14 protein-coding genes and 1 pseudogene are annotated in these 15917 nt (G+C 60.6%); 8 read left to right on the plus strand and 7 right to left on the minus strand.

From position 1 onward, the window contains the following. Positions 1–42 precede the first annotated feature (42 nt). The 4 genes from ATY29_RS00535 to ATY29_RS00550 all read right to left on the minus strand — a co-directional run bounded on the left by ATY29_RS00535 (position 43) and on the right by ATY29_RS00550 (position 3862). Complete coding sequence (locus ATY29_RS00535) at positions 43–924, minus strand: ABC transporter permease (protein WP_025417622.1); 882 nt, start codon at positions 922–924, stop codon at positions 43–45. A gap of 12 nt (positions 925–936) precedes the next feature. Then, positions 937–1755 carry an ABC transporter ATP-binding protein gene (locus ATY29_RS00540; RefSeq protein WP_003572799.1) on the minus strand — a complete coding sequence of 273 codons (819 nt, stop codon included), beginning with the start codon at positions 1753–1755 and terminating at the stop codon, positions 937–939. Positions 1756–1849: 94 nt separating this feature from the next. Continuing rightward, the gene (locus ATY29_RS00545) at positions 1850–2863 is read right to left on the minus strand and encodes an ABC transporter substrate-binding protein (protein WP_003572798.1); all 1014 of its coding nucleotides are present in this window, start codon (positions 2861–2863) and stop codon (positions 1850–1852) included. Positions 2864–3133: 270 nt separating this feature from the next. Further along, positions 3134–3862: a FadR/GntR family transcriptional regulator gene (locus tag ATY29_RS00550; RefSeq protein ID WP_003572796.1), complete on the minus strand. Its 729-nt coding sequence runs from the start codon at positions 3860–3862 to the stop codon at positions 3134–3136. A gap of 295 nt (positions 3863–4157) precedes the next feature. Between ATY29_RS00550 and ATY29_RS00555 the strand changes: the two genes are divergently transcribed. Both ATY29_RS00555 and ATY29_RS00560 read left to right on the plus strand, forming a co-directional pair. Continuing rightward, positions 4158–4418, plus strand: coding sequence for a CopG family ribbon-helix-helix protein (locus ATY29_RS00555; RefSeq protein ID WP_003572794.1), 261 nt, complete (start codon positions 4158–4160; stop codon positions 4416–4418). Then, positions 4418–4693, plus strand: coding sequence for a type II toxin-antitoxin system RelE/ParE family toxin (locus ATY29_RS00560; RefSeq protein WP_003572792.1), 276 nt, complete (start codon positions 4418–4420; stop codon positions 4691–4693). The genes ATY29_RS00555 and ATY29_RS00560 overlap by 1 nt, the downstream gene beginning before the upstream one ends. Before the next feature lie 5 nt (positions 4694–4698). Here ATY29_RS00560 and ATY29_RS00565 read toward each other — a convergent pair whose 3' ends face one another. After that, on the minus strand, positions 4699–5706 hold the full coding sequence (locus ATY29_RS00565; RefSeq protein ID WP_097534567.1) for a LacI family DNA-binding transcriptional regulator: 1008 nt from the start codon (positions 5704–5706) through the stop codon (positions 4699–4701). Positions 5707–5912: 206 nt separating this feature from the next. On the opposite strand from ATY29_RS00565, the gene ATY29_RS00570 reads away from it, so the two are divergent. From ATY29_RS00570 to ATY29_RS00595, 6 genes are all read left to right on the plus strand, one after another. Then, the gene (locus ATY29_RS00570; RefSeq protein ID WP_003572787.1) at positions 5913–7235 is read left to right on the plus strand and encodes an alpha-L-fucosidase; all 1323 of its coding nucleotides are present in this window, start codon (positions 5913–5915) and stop codon (positions 7233–7235) included. 50 nt (positions 7236–7285) lie between these two features. Beyond that, the gene (locus ATY29_RS00575; RefSeq protein ID WP_097534569.1) at positions 7286–8509 is read left to right on the plus strand and encodes an ABC transporter substrate-binding protein; all 1224 of its coding nucleotides are present in this window, start codon (positions 7286–7288) and stop codon (positions 8507–8509) included. A gap of 88 nt (positions 8510–8597) precedes the next feature. Further along, a complete protein-coding gene (locus tag ATY29_RS00580; RefSeq protein ID WP_097534720.1) occupies positions 8598–9524 on the plus strand; it encodes a carbohydrate ABC transporter permease in 927 nt (308 codons plus the stop codon). Further along, positions 9514–10398: a carbohydrate ABC transporter permease gene (locus tag ATY29_RS00585; RefSeq protein WP_097534571.1), complete on the plus strand. Its 885-nt coding sequence runs from the start codon at positions 9514–9516 to the stop codon at positions 10396–10398. The genes ATY29_RS00580 and ATY29_RS00585 overlap by 11 nt, the downstream gene beginning before the upstream one ends. Positions 10399–10595: 197 nt before the next feature. After that, on the plus strand, positions 10596–11525 hold the full coding sequence (locus tag ATY29_RS00590) for a substrate-binding domain-containing protein (RefSeq protein ID WP_003572779.1): 930 nt from the start codon (positions 10596–10598) through the stop codon (positions 11523–11525). 16 nt (positions 11526–11541) lie between these two features. Continuing rightward, positions 11542–13686: a methyl-accepting chemotaxis protein gene (locus tag ATY29_RS00595; RefSeq protein WP_097534722.1), complete on the plus strand. Its 2145-nt coding sequence runs from the start codon at positions 11542–11544 to the stop codon at positions 13684–13686. 54 nt (positions 13687–13740) lie between these two features. Here ATY29_RS00595 and ATY29_RS00600 read toward each other — a convergent pair. After that, positions 13741–14345, minus strand: a pseudogene (locus ATY29_RS00600) (DUF3422 family protein); the annotation flags it as partial. A 206-nt stretch (positions 14346–14551) separates the two neighbouring features. Further along, positions 14552–15838 carry an ABC transporter substrate-binding protein gene (locus tag ATY29_RS00605; RefSeq protein WP_025417628.1) on the minus strand — a complete coding sequence of 429 codons (1287 nt, stop codon included), beginning with the start codon at positions 15836–15838 and terminating at the stop codon, positions 14552–14554. Positions 15839–15917: the final 79 nt, after the last annotated feature.

Below are 15917 nucleotides of genomic sequence, written 5' to 3' on the forward strand. Positions count from 1 at the left end.
TGCGCCCGGCCTTCGCTTCGATCTGCCTTGGGAGGAGGCGGATTATTGCGTATCGAGGTGCTGCTGCGGGCGCCATTTCGCCAGGCGGTTCTCGACCAGTGTCATGATGTATTCGGCAACAAGCGTGACGACCATGACGAGGAGGATGGCCGCGAACATGCCGGCCGCGTCGAACGTGCCCTTCGCGATTGAGATCAACTGGCCGATGCCGAAGCGGGCTCCGACGAATTCGCCGACGATGGCGCCGATGATTGCAAAGCCGAAGGAGACGTGCAGGCTGGCGAAGATCCAGCTCATGGCCGAGGGAATGACCACCGTGCGCGTCACCTGCCAGTCCGAGGCACCGAGGATGCGGGCATTGGCGATCATGTTGCGGTCGGCTTCGCGCACGCCTTGGAAGGCGTTGGCGAAGACGACGAAGAACACCATGATGAAGGCGAGAGCCACCTTGGACGGCAGGCCGAGACCCATGATCATGATGAAGATCGGAGCAAGAACCACGCGCGGGATCGAGTTGATCGCCTTGATGTAGACGGAGAAAATGTCCGACAGGAAGCGGTTGCGGCCGAGGCCGATGCCGACGAAGACGCCGGTAATCGAGCCTGCGAAGAAGCCGATCAGCGCCTCCTCCATCGTCACCCACAGATTATACCAGAGCGACCCTTCGGTGGTGCCCTCGGTCGCCCATTCGTAAAGACGCTCAAGCACGCCGCTCGGGCTCGAGTAGAAGAACGGATCGATCCACTGCATGTTGGAGGAGAGTTCCCACATGCCGATGACGAAGACCAGGATGGCAATCTGCCAGAAGCGCACGAGCGTGTTGCGCCGGCGTACCGCCTTCAGCGCGGAGGCTTCGATTTCGGCATCAGATGTGCCCGGACGAAACAGCGTGGCCGAACCGGCCTCGAATGTGGTGTTTGCCATGATATCCTCCTCTCAAGCCGCTTCGCTTGCGCGGCGGTAGCTGGTCTCAACCTCCTCGCGCAGGTCCTCCCAGATCGTCTTACAATAGTCGATGAAGCTCTGCTCGTAGCGGATCTCCGACACCACGCGCGGACGGGGAAGATCGATCGGGTAGACCGACTTGACCGTGGCCGGGCCGGCGGTGAGTACATAGACCTTGTCGGCAAGGGCTACGGCCTCTTCGAGATCGTGGGTGACGAACACCACCGAGGCCTTGCGCTCCGCCCAGAGCTTCAGGAGTTCTTCGTGCATGACCGTGCGGGTCTGCACGTCGAGCGCCGAGAAGGGCTCGTCCATCAGCAGGATTTCAGGTTCGTTGATGAAGGTCTGCGCCAGCGAGACACGTTTGCGCATGCCGCCGGAAAGCTGATGGGGATAATGATGGAGGAACTTCGACAGGCCGACACGGGCCAGCCAATCGCGGGCGCTCTTTTCCGCCTCGGCACGGGACTTGCCGCGAAACAGCGGGCCGGCCATGACATTATCTATTACGTTCTTCCAGGGAAAGAGTGCGTCGGTCTGGAATGCGAAGCCGACACGCGGGTCGATGCCGGTGATCGGGCCGCCCATCAGCCGCACTTCGCCGGCGCTCGGGCGTGCGAGGCCGGTGACCAGGTTGAGGGTCGTCGACTTGCCGCAGCCGGTCGGGCCGACGACGGCGACAAACTCGCCGCGCGCGACCGTCATGTTGAAATCGCGCAGCGCAGTCAGGGATTTGCCGGTCGGCGAGACGAAACGCCGGCTGACATTGATCAGCTCGATCGCCGGGATCTGCTTACTATCCTGTTGCATGATGATACCTGAGGCGTGCCTTAGGGCGCGTGCACGCAATGCCCGTGGACCAATCGAAGGCCGCTTCCGATTGCAGTCGGAAGCGGCGCATGGGTTACTTGACGTTCTTGACGAATTCCGTCGTGTAAGTCTTTGAAAGATCGATCTGCTTGCCCTTAACGTTCTTGGAGAACTCCGAGAGCACAGCAAGCACGGTCTTGGGGCCGTCTTCCGGCATGACGCCGTCGGGCGTGAACATGCCCTTGCCGGCGTCGAGAGCCTTGACGTAGCCGTCCTTGTCGCCGACGTAGAAATCCTTTGGCATCTTGTCCGCGATCTCGGCGGCAGAATGCGTGTTGATGTACTTCAGCGTCTTGACGAAGGCATTGGCGAGCTTCTGCGCCTCTTCCTTGTGAGCGTCGACCCAGGAGGCTTCCATATAAAGCGAAGCGGCCGGATAGGTGCCGCCGAGCGCCTGACGGGTCGACTCGACCGTGCGCATGTCGACGAGCACGCTGGCTTCGCCTGTCTTGATCAGGCGCGAGATCGTCGGCTCGGTCGTCATGCCGGCCTGGATCTGATCTTGCTGCATGGCGGCGATGAAGGTGCCGCCGGCGCCGACCGGAACGGTGACGACGTCGCCGGGCTTCAGTCCGGCCTTCGACGCCATGAAGAGGGTCAGGAAGTTCGTGGACGAGCCGAGACCGGTGACACCGAGGGTCTTGCCCTTGAAATCGGCCGGCGACTTGATCTCGGGATGTTTGCTCGAGACCATCTCGACCTCGCCCGGCGCCTGGCTGAACTGGACGATGGATTCGACGAATTTGCCCTTGGCCTGCAGGTCCACACAGTGGTCATAGAAGCCGACCACGCCCTGGACGGCGCCAGCCAGCAGCTGGTTTTCAGCGTCGACACCGGCAGCTTCGTTCAGGAGTTCGACGTCGAGGCCCTCATCTTTGAAGTAGCCGAGGGATTCGGCGAGCTTGGCGGGCAGATAGATCTGCTTCTCATAGCCGCCGACCATGATGGTGATCTTGTCGGCTGCATGGGCAGCGCCTGACGTAAATGAGGCTGCGGCGAGAAGCGCGGAAAAAGCGACGGTGTGAAAAAGGCTGCGTGAAGAACGCATGGATATCTCCTCCTGGTGGTTTACCTGCATCGTCGTCTCGTCACCTTGACCGTGTCTCCTCCACGATGCAGCCCTTTCCTAAGACGTCGAAGCTTTCAACTAGCTTTCAGCGCAGACCGGACAACGACCAGTCCAACATCCAGCCGATGCGGGGTGCGCATGGGTTTGCAATAAACGCGGCTGTGCAATCGGCCAGCAGATTTGCGCGCAGCGCCGGAATGGCGGTTGGATTGGTGATGTCGGAAAAGCTGCAGCGTTTTGCGCCGGCCTTCAGCTGGTAAAGCTTCGCAGATCCTTGAGCAGATTGCGATATCTCGCCTGGCTGCCGACGAGATGCTCGCGCATGGCATTGCGTGCGGCCTGATCGTCCCTGTCGGAGATCGCCACGATGATCGCTTCATGTTCCCGGTGAATGAGCTTGCGGTAGGCGGTCTGTTCGGCCGTCCTCGTTTCCGGTACAACCCTCGACTGTGGGATGATCGCGGCGCCCTGGGATTCCAGGAAGTGCTTGAACAGCGGATTGTTCGTCGCCTCGGCGATCGCGACATGGAGTTCGAGATCCGCCTCACGGATGGACTGATCGGTCTCGATACACTGGAGGATTTTTCGGTGACATTCGAAGATCGCCTCCTCCTGCGCCGGCGAACGGCGGAGCGCGGCAAGCCCTGCCGCCTCGATTTCGACGGGTGTGCGGATCTCCAGCACTTCCAGATCTGAGGCCACGCGGGCCTTGTCGACCTTGCGGCCCGACAGCGCCGGGTCGGGGCTGATCACGAAGATGCCTGCTCCTTGGCGAACTTCGACCAGCCCGTCGGAGCGGAGCGCGGCGACGGCTTCGCGTACCACCGTTCGGCTGACGCTGTGCGTCTCGGTCAGCTCATGCTCGCTGGGAAGCTTGTCACCGGCGGCGTACTGGCCACTGAGGATCGCTTGGCGCAGGCTTTCGCCGACCTGTGAGACCAGCGACCCCGAACCTCTGCTGCGATCCTTCCCCTGCATAGCCACGCCTCGCCCCCCGCATCGGCTTCGATTCGGACGCCGTTCGAACCAGCGGCATCCTGAAATTTACAATTCATCACACATGTATGATAAATCCTGCAGTCTTTCAATGGATGAAGGGGCACGCTTTTGCTTTGGCTGCTTCGCCGATGAAAATCCGACATTGAGTTTCACAACTCTCGAAGCTGTGTCACCTTTCTGGAAGGTCTCAGTCGGGCTTCATGACGTATAGGTGCTGGATGTAATCAAAAATAATCGCTATGATTAGGATTGATTGGTGTTGAGGAGTTCTTCGATGGAGACCAAAGTTCTCACGGCTCATGTTCCACTGCCGCTTGCACAGAAAGTCGATCAGCTCGCGTCGAGGCTTGAGCGTTCGCGCGGCTGGATCGTCAAGCAAGCCCTGTCTGCATGGATCGACCAGGAAGAGGAGCGCCGGCGTTTGACCCTTGAGGCGTTGGCCGACGTGGAGAGCGGCAACGTTGTCGATCACCAGTCTGTTCAAGCCTGGGCCGATAGCCTTGACAGTGATGAGCCGATTTCGTTGCCCCGGTGATGGACGTCAAGTGGACGAACAAAGCGATCTCGGACATTGCCCGATTATACGACTTTCTCTCCCCGGTCGACCGGGGGGCTGCGGTCCGAACCGTGCAGACGCTGACGGCAGCCCCTGCTCGGCTAATTGAGCAGCCACGTCTCGGCGAGCGGCTCGAGGAGTTCGATCCTCAGGAGGTCCGCCGCATTCTCGTTGGCCGTTATGAGATGCGATATGAAATCCAGCAGTCGACAATCTATGTATTGCGGATTTGGCATACGCGTGAGGATCGGTAGCGCCCTTACAGCCGCCTGGTTGACTCCCCGCGCACGAATCTCGGCGTCAGGATGAAATCCTGCGGCGGCTCGGCGGCGGCTTCCGGGCTTGCGATCCTGGCCAGCAGACGCTGTGCCGCCAATTCGCCGAGCTTCTGTGCATCCTGCACGACCATAGTGATGCGTGGCGTGATGACGTTGCTCCAGGGCACGTCGTCAACCATTGCCAGCGAGACGTCGTCGGGACAGCGGAAACCCATCTCCTGCATCACCTGCAGGGTTGCCAGCCCGGTCATATTGTTGGCGCCGATGATCGCAGTCGGGCGGTCGCGGCGGGTGAGCAGCCGCATCGCCTGCGCATGGCCGCCGGTCCTGGTATAGCCGCCCTCGACCACCAGCGAGGGGTCGACGTCGACGCTGGCTCCCGCCATCGTGTCCATGAAGCCCTTCAGGCGCTCGTCGGCTGTGTGGAGGCCGCTCGGGCCGGAGATGAAGGCGATGCGCCGGTGGCCGAGCTGCAGCAGGTGCTCGGTCAGGATGGTCGTCGTCAGCGGGTTGTCGGAGCCGACGAAATCACGCTCGGCACCCTCCACCTTCTGGTCGAACATCACGATCGGCGTCTTGAAGTCGCGCAGGAAGGTTGCGTATTCCTCGCCGCGCCCGTTTGCCGCCAAAGCGATGCCGGCGATTTTCTGCGCCTGCAGCCGCTCCAGCAGCGCCCGTTCGAGATCGGCCCTGCCGGAGGAGTCGGCGATCAGCACGAAATATCCATGGTCGAGCGCTTGATGCTCGATCTCGCGGCGGATGTCGCCGAAGAACATGTTGCCCAGGTTTGCCGACACGAAGCCGATCAGCGAGCTGCGCCCTCGCGCCAGCGTCTGGGCCACCGGATCAATGCGGTAGCCGGTCGATTGTATTGCTTGCCGGATGCGGTCGAGCGTCTCGGCGCCGACCCGCTTTGGGCTGTTGAGCGCGAGCGAGACGGTCGAGATCGAAACCCCCGCCAGGCGCGCGACATCTCGTATCGTCGTCATGTCTATCGAACCGGTTCTAGATCTTTCTTCTGTCAGACTTTATCCGTTTTTGCAACATGTCCTGCATTGCTAGCCATTTGGAACTGCCTAGTCGGCAGTTTTGCGATTTGCGAATTTCGGCTTGACAGTGGGCGGGTCGAGGACGATGTTCGCTTACCGAACCGGTTCGACATGACGTGGAGCCGGGAAACAGGGAGGAAATACCTGTGACGAGTTCGGAACGCCCGCTGGAAAATCCGGCATCGGGAGGGGCGGGTAAGCACGCCTGGTTCAGCCATGATCGCCTCGGCATGTTCATCCATTGGGGACTTTATGCTCTCGGAGCACGGCATGAGTGGTTGAAGAACCGCGAAGAGCTGACGGACGACCACTACCAGCGTTATTTCGACAATTTCGATCCCGATCTCTACGATCCCAAGGAGTGGGCGCGCCGGGCGCGTCTCGCCGGCATGAAATATGTCGTGGTAACCACCAAACATCACGAGGGCTTCTGCCTCTGGGACAGCAAGGTGACCGATTACAAGGCGCCGAACACGCCCTGCGGCAAGGATCTGCTGACGCCGCTGGTTGAGGCGTTTCGTGCCGAAGGGCTGAAGATCGGCTTCTATTATTCGCTGCTCGACTGGCACCACCCGGACTTTCCGATCGACGTTCACCATCCCCTGCGTAATCATCCGGAAGCCGAGGCGCTGAATGGCCGCCGCAACATCGCCAATTACGCCGCCTATATGCGCGAACAGGTGCGCGAGCTTTTGACCGGCTTCGGCCGCATTGACATCATCTGGTTCGATTTCAGCTATCCCGGCCGCGAATATCGCCGCCTGCCCGGCAAGGGACGTGCCGACTGGGAGAGCGAGCGGCTGCTTGAGCTGGTGCGCGAGCTGCAGCCCGAAATCATCGTCAACAATCGCCTCGATCTGCCGCCTGGCAAGCTGCCCGACGTGACGACGCCGGAGCAATATACGCCGCGTGTGGCGCCTGCTATCGCCACCCAGGGGGTGCTCTGGGAAGCTTGCCATACCTTCAGCGGCTCCTGGGGCTATCACCGCGACGAGGATAGCTGGAAGAGCCCGGAGCAGATCATCCAGTTGCTGATCGATGCCGTTGCGCTCGGCGGCAACCTCCTGATGAATGTCGGCCCGACCGGCCGCGGCACGTTCGATGCGCGCGCCATCGATGCGCTTGCGGTTTACCAGAACTGGATGGCCGTCAACGCACGCTCCATCTACGGGGCCGGCCCGTCCGATTTTCCGGTCCCGGCCGGCTGCCGCTACACCCAGCGCGGCAACCGTCTCTATCTGCATGTCTATAACTGGCCCTACCGCCATATCCATATCGACGGCCTCGCCGACAGGATTGCCTATGCGCAGTTCCTGCATGACGCCAGCGAGGTGCGCTGGCTCAGCCCCACCAGAGATGTGGATTCCAATATCGGCGTGATGGTGCCGGAAGGCCTGATCATGCTCGAACTGCCGGTCCGGCGCCCGGACGTTACCGTGCCGGTGATCGAGATCGTCCTCAAGGCGTGAACTCGACCCCACTTGCGTATGCATTGCATTCATGGAGGGAGGAGAAACCCATGAAGGTTCTGAAGAAGGCGCTTTTTCTAGCCGCGATCGGCGGCAGTCTCGTTACCACGGCCGCCTCGGCCGAGCAGGTCAATCTGACCTGGCAGATGTGGACCGGCTCCGAAGCCGACACCAAGAGCTGGCAGCATCTGGCCGATATGGTGACCACCAAGTACCCCGACATCAACGTGACGCTGACGACGACGGGCTGGGTCGACTACTGGACGAGGCTTCCGGTGCTGGCAGCATCGGGACAGCTCGCCGACATCGTGTCCATGCAATCGTTGCGCATGCCGAATTTCTATTCGCTGCTCGAGCCTTTGAATGACCGGATCGCGGCCGACAAGTTCGATGTCAGCGCTTTCACCCCTTCGATCATCGGCGGCATGTCCGTCGACAAGCAGCTTTACGGTCTGCCCTACGACGTCGGTCCGTGGCTCATCTATTATAACCAGGACGCCCTCGAAGCCGCCGGCGTTCCGCTGCCGAAGCCGGGCTGGACGCTTTCCGAGTTCACTGATGCCGCCAAGAAGCTGACCAAGGACGGCAAGTATGGCTTCGGCATCACTCCGACCAATTATTCGGTCCTGGCTGCGGCTTGGGGCGATAAATATGTCAATGACGCCGGCGAGCTTGACTTGACGAGTGCGGGCGCCGTTGCCGCCGCCGACAGGCTGATCGGTTTTGCCGCCAAGGATAAGATCGCGCCGCTGGTTCCGTCGGGTGGCGCGGACCCCGGCGATGTCGTCCAGGGCCGGTTCAATTCCGGCAATATCGCCATGTATATCGACGGTCCCTGGTCGATTATCGGCATGAAGGACCAGGCCAAGTTCAAGATCGGCCTCACTACTCTGCCGCGCGACGAAGGCGACCTTTCGGCCGTCACCGCAGGTTCCGGTTTCGGTATTTCCACGTCAAGCAAGAACAAGGATGCGGCCTGGAAGGCCATTCAGGTGCTGACAAGCCCCGAAGCGCTGGCCTATCTTGCCGAAGGAGGGCGCGCCTTGCCGGCGCGCACGGCGGCGCAATCGTCCTGGTATCAAGTGGCGGCCAAGGACATCGCCAATGGTGGCGCGGCCATCGATTATTCCCTGGCGCATTCCGTGCCTTATGTGATCACCAACAACTGGGCGGCGGTGGAAAACCTCTTCAACCAGTATTTCCCACCGGCCTTCGCCGGTAGCGCGGACGCCAAGCAGACGATGGAGTCGATCCAGAGCCTCGCGCAACAATAGAGCGCCGCCGCCCATACCCCCAAAGATCGATTTAAAGGGTATGGGCCAGTTCTCGTCGCGGCACGACCTGCTGCGCATGGAGGAAGAGATGACGCAAAGCGCCGTCGCCGAAATTCCGTTGCAGCCCAGACAGCTACGGCGCTTTTTTAAGCCTGAGACGCAGACGGCGATGCTGTTCTTGCTGCCAAGCTTCCTCGGTTTCATGATCTTCATGGCGCTGCCGATCCTGGCGTCGCTGGCTCTGAGCTTCACCAACTGGCAGCTGATCTCGACGCCATCCTTCGTCGGCTTTCAGAATTATATCAAACTCTTCACCGTCGATCCGGCCTTCTATACCATTTTGGGCAACACGCTGTTCTTCGCGGTCGAATATCTGGCTGCGAATATCATCATCTCATTGGTGCTGGCGGTCTGGATATCGAGCCTGAAGCGCGGCAAGGCGATCTTCCGGGTGATCTTCTTCCTGCCGACCTTCACCCCGACGATCGCCGCTTCGGTAGTATGGCTGTTGATCTTCACGCCGGATGGGCTGGCCGACAGCGTCATTCGTTCTCTCGGCCTGGGGCTGCCGAATTTCCTGCTGAGCTCGACCTGGGCCATGCAGGCGGTCGTGCTTGTCACGCTCTGGGCGAATGTCGGCTATAACGTGGTGATGTTCAACGCAGCGCTCGACCTGGTGCCGAAGCACTATCTCGAGGCGGCGACGATCGACGGCGCCAATGTGTGGCAGCGCTTCTGGCGTATCCGGTTGCCGCTGATCTCGCCGACCATTTTCTTTGCCACCGTAATGACGGCGATCACCTCGCTGCAGGTCTTCGACGAGATCTTTGCGATGACGCGTGGCGGCCCGGGCTCGGCGACCGCGACGCTCGGCTTCGCCATCTACCAGAAAGGCTTCACCAATTTCCAGATGGGCTATGCCTCGGCTCTCGCCTGGGTGATGTTCGTCATGATCATGGCGCTCACCATCCTGCAGTTCCACATGCAGCGCAAATGGGTGCATTATGACGATTGACCCGATCTCCCGGCATCCGCATTCCGTCTCTGCGGATCGGCACCGCCTCCTGCGGCGCGTCGGCACCTTCATCAGTTTTGCGGGACTTTCGCTGATCGCGCTGCTCTTCCTCTTTCCCTTTTTCTGGATGGTCTCGAACGCCGTGCGCTCCAATGCCGAGGTGATGGCCGTTCCGGTCCGCATCTTGCCCGAAGAATATCAATGGGGAACATTCGTCGACGCTTTCATTTCACTGCCGTTCGGAACCTTCCTGCTGAATTCCATCATCGTCGCCTGCGGCGTCACGGCAATCGTGATTTTGGTATCGTGCCTTTCCGCCTACGCCTTCGCCCGGCTGCGGTTTCCCGGCCGGGAAGGGCTGCTGGTCACCTATCTCAGCACGCTGATGATCCCGCAGGTGATGCTGGTCATTCCGCTCTTCCTCGTCGTCAGCAAGTTCGGCTGGATCAACACCTACCACGGCATGATCCTGCCGGTCGCCTTCTCTTCCTTCGGCACTTTCCTGCTGCGGCAGTTCATCCTTGGCATTCCCAAGGATCTTGACGAAGCGGCAATGATGGACGGGGCTTCGCGACTGCGCATCCTGGTGACGGTGATCGTTCCGCTCGCCATGCCGGCCATCGGCCTGCTGTCGCTCTTCACCTTCATCGCCCAGTGGAAAAGCTTCCTATGGCCGCTGATTGCCACCAGCGGCGTCGAAAAGGCCACGCTGCCGCTCGGACTCACCTTGTTCCAGACACAGCAGGGCACCGCCTGGAATTACATCATGGCGGGTGCGACGATCTCCATGGTGCCCGGCGTCATCCTGGCCATCGTGCTGCAGCGGGTGATCTACAGGGGCATCACCGTCAGCTCGGGCTTCGGTGGTCGTTAATCCATATCAAACAAAGACGTAAACCTGTTTAATCAAGTCGAATGTGATATTCTTCAAGTCCGGCCGCGGTCTTCGACGAGGCGCTCGCGCTGCTGCGAGATCATATCCTCGCGCTTAATTTTTGTTTCCGACCGAAAAGCAAAATTTAACCAAGTTTTGGAATAACGCGTTCATATCCGAATTGCGCAGGGGAATTCATGAAAACGGCCACGCTTGCATCCATCGCCCTGGCGATATCGATCTCTGCCGCCAACGCCCAGACGATCGGGGTTTCGATGTCCGATCTGGACAAATTCAGGACGGCGCTGTTGAACGGCGTCATCTCGCACGGGCAGACGATTTCGGGCCTCAAGCTCGTCACCGAGAACGCCAAGGGTGATAATGAGCTTCAGAAGAAGCAGGTCCAGAAGCTCATCGCCGACAAGGTCGACGCCATTATCCTTGCAGTCTCCGACGGCGATCTCGGCCCGCAGATGACCAAGATGGCGGCGGATGCGGGCATTCCCCTTGTTTACATCAACAACGTTCCTTCCAACTTGCTCGATCTGCCCGACAATCAGGTTGTGGTTGCCTCCAATGAGAAGGATTCCGGAACACTGGAGACGAAGCAGGTCTGCGCGCTCCTCAAAGGCAAGGGCCGCGTCGTCGTGCTGATGGGGGAAACCTTCCACGCGGCCGCCCGGACCCGTACCCAGGACATATCAGACGTCATCGCCACGCCTGAGTGCAAGGGGCTCGAGATCGTCGAACGGCAGGCGGCCTATTGGTCCAGCGATTATGCCGACCAGCAGGTGAAGGAATGGATCGCGGCCGGCGTCAAGTTCGACGCAGTCATCGCCAACAATGACGAAATGGCGCTCGGGGCGATCCGCGCCATGAAGAAAGCCAATATCCCGATGAAGGACGTCGTCGTCGCCGGCGTCGATGCGACCGACGATGCACTCGCCGCGATGGTGGCCGGCGATCTCGACGTGACCATTCTCCAGAGCGCCGTCGGCCAGGGAGCGGCCGCAATCGACGCTGCCGTCAAGCTCGTCAACAAGGAGAAGGTGCCGCGCGAAAATAACGTCCCCTTCGAACTCGTCACACCTGAAAACATTGCCCAATACCTGCCGAAGAGCCAGTGAGCATAAGAGGCCTATGATGTTGCATTTCTGGAATAAATTCGGCATTCGCGCGCAGATCACCTCCGGCTTCGTGCCGTTGATCCTGTTGATGAGCCTGCTCACCGTCAGCGCGATCTCGGGCATGAATACGCTTGCCGCGATTTTCGCCTCCTATCGCGCCACGGCCGGTCAAAGTCTCGCTATCTCCGATTACAGCGATCAGCTGCACGAGATCCAGATGTCGGCGGAAGCCTTCCGCTCGACACCGACGCAGGCCGTGGTCGACAGCTTCCGCGCCGGCGTGAAGGCCTTCGAGGCGGATGACCCGCGTTTTGCCGGCAACAAGGACCTGCAATCCGGCCTTGCGACGATTCGCCAGGATATTGCCGGATACGGCAAGGCGTTCGAACAGATCGTCTCGCTGCAGGCCAGGCGTGATGCGCTGATCTCCAAGGTCACCGAATTCGGGCCATGGACCAGCATTGCACTCAACGACGTCATGCGCAGCGCCTGGCGCCAGAACGATGTGCCGCTGCTGCATATGACGGCTGCAACGCTCGAAGCCTTGAACCGCAGCCTCTACTTCTCTGAACGCTTCGTGCATTCCGACGATTTTGCGGCCTACGATACGGCCCAGGCAGCACTCGCCGAAGCAGTGTCGCTCAATGATGCCGCCGCCAAGGCCGCAAAAGACGAGCTGCAGAAAAAGCGCCTGATGGGCGCCGGTCAGCTCATGCAGAACTATACCGGCCGTCTCGGCGACATGAAGGACGTCTTGCAGGCGAGCGGCAATATCCGCAAGACACAGCTTAACGTGCTGGCACCGAAAATTGCAGGCGAGTTCAAGGATCTGCAGGCCGGCGTCACTGGCGCGCAGAAGACCCTGGACGGTTCGGTCGAAGCAACGGTTGCCTCCGCGACCAGCATGACGCTTGTTATCAGCGGCCTGCTGATCGTCATTGGCCTCGTGCTCTCCTATTTCGTCGGTCGCCTGATTTCCTCGGCAGTGCGCAAGATGGCGCAGTCGATGGAGCAGCTTGCCCGCGGCGAGGACAAGATCGTGATCACCGGCGTCGAACACCGCCACGAGCTGGGCGCCATGGCACGTTCGCTGAAGGTCTTCCAGGAGACCGGACGCGCCAAGCTGATTGCCGAAGCCAATGCCGAACGCGCCCGCCTCGCCGCCGAAGAAGAACGGCTGCGCCAAGAGGCCGATCGTCTCTCCGACGCGCAGGTGATGGAGCATGCATTCCGTCAGATTTCCGTCGGGCTGGACGCACTCTCGAAGGGCGATCTCACCGTCCGCGTCGGCGAAGTCGATCATCGCTACGTCAGGATCCGCGATCATTTCAACAATTCGGTCGCAAGCCTTGAAGGGGCCGTCGCCTCCGTCATTCGCGCGGTCGCCACCATCCGGTCGGGCCTTTCGGAAATCTCCACGGCCTCCAACGATCTTGCCCGCCGAACCGAGCAGCAGGCAGCTTCGCTGGAGGAAACCGTCGCAGCGCTCGGAGATGTGACGCGCGGCGTCAATGGAACGGCCGAGGGTGCAAGCCGCGCCCAGTCTGTCGTGGCGACGGCCCGCACCAATGCCGAAAAGGGTGGCGAGATCGTTGCCCGTGCCATTGCCGCTATGACGGAAATCCAAAATTCCTCGTCGAAGATCGGCAACATCATCAGCGTTATCGACGAGATCGCCTTCCAGACCAACCTTCTGGCGCTGAACGCCGGCGTTGAAGCGGCGCGCGCCGGCGAAGCCGGCAAGGGCTTTGCGGTCGTGGCCCAGGAAGTCCGCGAGCTCGCCCAGCGCTCGGCCAATGCGGCGAGGGAGATCAAGCAACTGATCTCGACCTCCTCGACACAGGTCAAGACAGGTGTCCAGCTGGTAGGCGAATCCGGCCTCTCCCTCGAACAGATCGTCGAACAGGTCACGGCGATGAATGCGACCGTGACGGAGATCGCCGTGGCCGCCCGCGAGCAGGCGACAAGCCTGCGCGAGGTGTCGGCTGCCGGCGACCAGATGGACAAGGTGACACAGCAGAACGCCGCAATGGTCGAAGAAACCACGGCGGCGGCGCAGAGCCTGACACAGGAAACGGAAATCCTTGCCGAGCTGCTGCGGCGGTTCAAGACGAGCAGCGGCCGGGCATCGGAACATCGCCATTACGCAATCGCGTCCTGATGTCCAACCGGTGCTAACGAACGCCGCTGCCTCGGAAGGCGGCGGCGTCTCTTGCACCTGGAGACGCGCCCGCTCCTCCATCGAGGTCAAGAGTGAGGCGTTCTGATCTTCGAGCTGGACCTGCACGGTGGTTCTGAGCAGGTCGCCGGCGAGGCTGACGCGTTCGGCCAGTTCGTCGAGACGCCGCTCCGCCGCATAGACCGAACGGACGGCCTTGAACGCGTCTGTCGATGAATGCTCCGGTTCGTTGCCTTTGCTCGACGCGTTCCTCACGAAGTTCCGACAGCCTGCTTGCCACGATCTCGGCATAGGCTTTTGTCGCGCCGAAAAGGTGACGAGCAACCGCGGAGAAGTTGAGGACGTCGGAGGAGAGCCTGGTTACCTCGGACAGCAGCGCCTTGTCGACTTTGACGGCACTCTGCACATGCGCGATAGGTCGAGGCGCGTCGTCGAATTTTGAAAGCTTCGATACCGTCTCGCGCGCCATCTGCGCCGCCGCAAACCTGGGATGCGACATAGTCCAGCTTCGGTTTTTCGGGACGATTTCCGCCCGTTTCGTCGCACACCAATACCCGGACCGCGGCTATGACCTTGCCGTCGATCTGGCGGCAGCAGGCCTGAAAGGTTTCCGGTGGATTGCTGCCTGGTTCGGCCGGTGCGCCTGTGCCGGCGCGATCGGCGGTCACGGTCGACACCGCGCTGGCTTCCTTCGGAAAGACCTAGCGTGGTTCAGTCCATCGATAATTCGAAACCAATCGAGCTGATCGAGACTGGAATATGTGAGGGGAAAAAAACGATCAGCCACGGCCCCTTGCAAGGTCGTGGCTGATGCAGCGCGCAATCTGTGGGGGACAGGCGCGGCCGGCTATTTGTTGGCGGCGAGCGCCACGTTGATCTTATCGACGTCTGCGCTCATCGCCTTGAAGGCGTCTTCGAGGGAAAGCTCGCCGACGATCAGCTGGCTCATCCTTTGCACGATCAGCTGATACATGGCCCCAGATCCCTTGAGGCGTTCCAGGTCGCGGGCGGCCTGCGGCGCGCTGTCGCGGGCTGCGAGGAAGACGGCCATGGCGTCCTTGGCATTCTTGCTGGTCAGCTTGTACTGCGGATCCTTGATGTTGGCGCCGGTCAGGATGACGTAGTTTTCGGCGATTTCACGCTGGACCTTTTCAGAGCCGAGGAACTCGATGAACGAGGCGACGGCCTGCGGATACTTGGTGCGCTTGAAGCCGACGATCGCCGTACCGCCCGGCATCGCGTAGCAACCGGCATCGCCGCAGGGCGCGCTGATTGCCGTCCAATCGAAGCCGTCGCCGATCTTCTGCTGGAACGGATTGACCATCCAGTTGCCGGCAATATAGGTCACGACATTGCCGTTGACGAACTCGTCACCCATGTTCTTGTACTGGGTTCCGCCGGCAGCACCCCACATTTCCTTGGGGAAGGAGCCGTCCTTCGTCCAGTTGTAGAGATCGGTGATGTAGTGCTTGGCGGCATCGTCGGGGAATGAGAACTTGCCGTCCTTGACGTAATTCGAACCGTAGGAGAAGGCCGCTCCAGAGAAGCGGTGGCCCGAGCGGTCCATCGTGAACGGGATCTGGGCGCCGGTCGCCTTGGCGACGCGGGCGGAGGCTTCGACGATCTCCTTCAGCGTGGCGGTCGGCTTCGGAAGCGGCTCCTTGGCCTGGTCGAAGAGCGTCTTGTTGACGAACGGCAGGTTGAAGGTCTGCGAGGCGACATAGCCGTTGATAGAGTTCTGATCGTTGACACCGGGGAAGCGAAGCGTGTTCAGGCTGTCGCCGTGCAACTTGGCGAACCCGTCCGGATCCTTCATCAGCGGCCGCATGTCGAGGTAGTAGGGCGCCAGCTGCCAGTCGGTGATCTTGGCAACGTCAGGGCCTTCGCCGATGGCAAGCTGCACCGGCAACTGCTTGGCGACGGCATCATAGCCCGACGAGACGAAATTTACCTTGATGTCGGGATGCGCCGTCTCGAATTCCTTGCTCAGCGCTTCCATCCGCTCGACGTAGGCCTGATCGTCGTCGGTGAAGAGAAAGGTGATCGTCTGGGTTTCCGCCATGGCGACGCTCGACCATGCGAAAGAAACCGTGGCCAGCGCCAGTGCGAAAGCCCCTGAAAGATACGTTTTCATTCTCATCCTCCCATGAAAACATTTTCATCAATCGCGGCATCAGCCATCGATAGGCGAATTTCATATACTTGACATTCGT

The organism is Rhizobium hidalgonense (assembly GCF_002914525.1).
Taxonomy (GTDB): domain Bacteria; phylum Pseudomonadota; class Alphaproteobacteria; order Rhizobiales; family Rhizobiaceae; genus Rhizobium; species Rhizobium hidalgonense.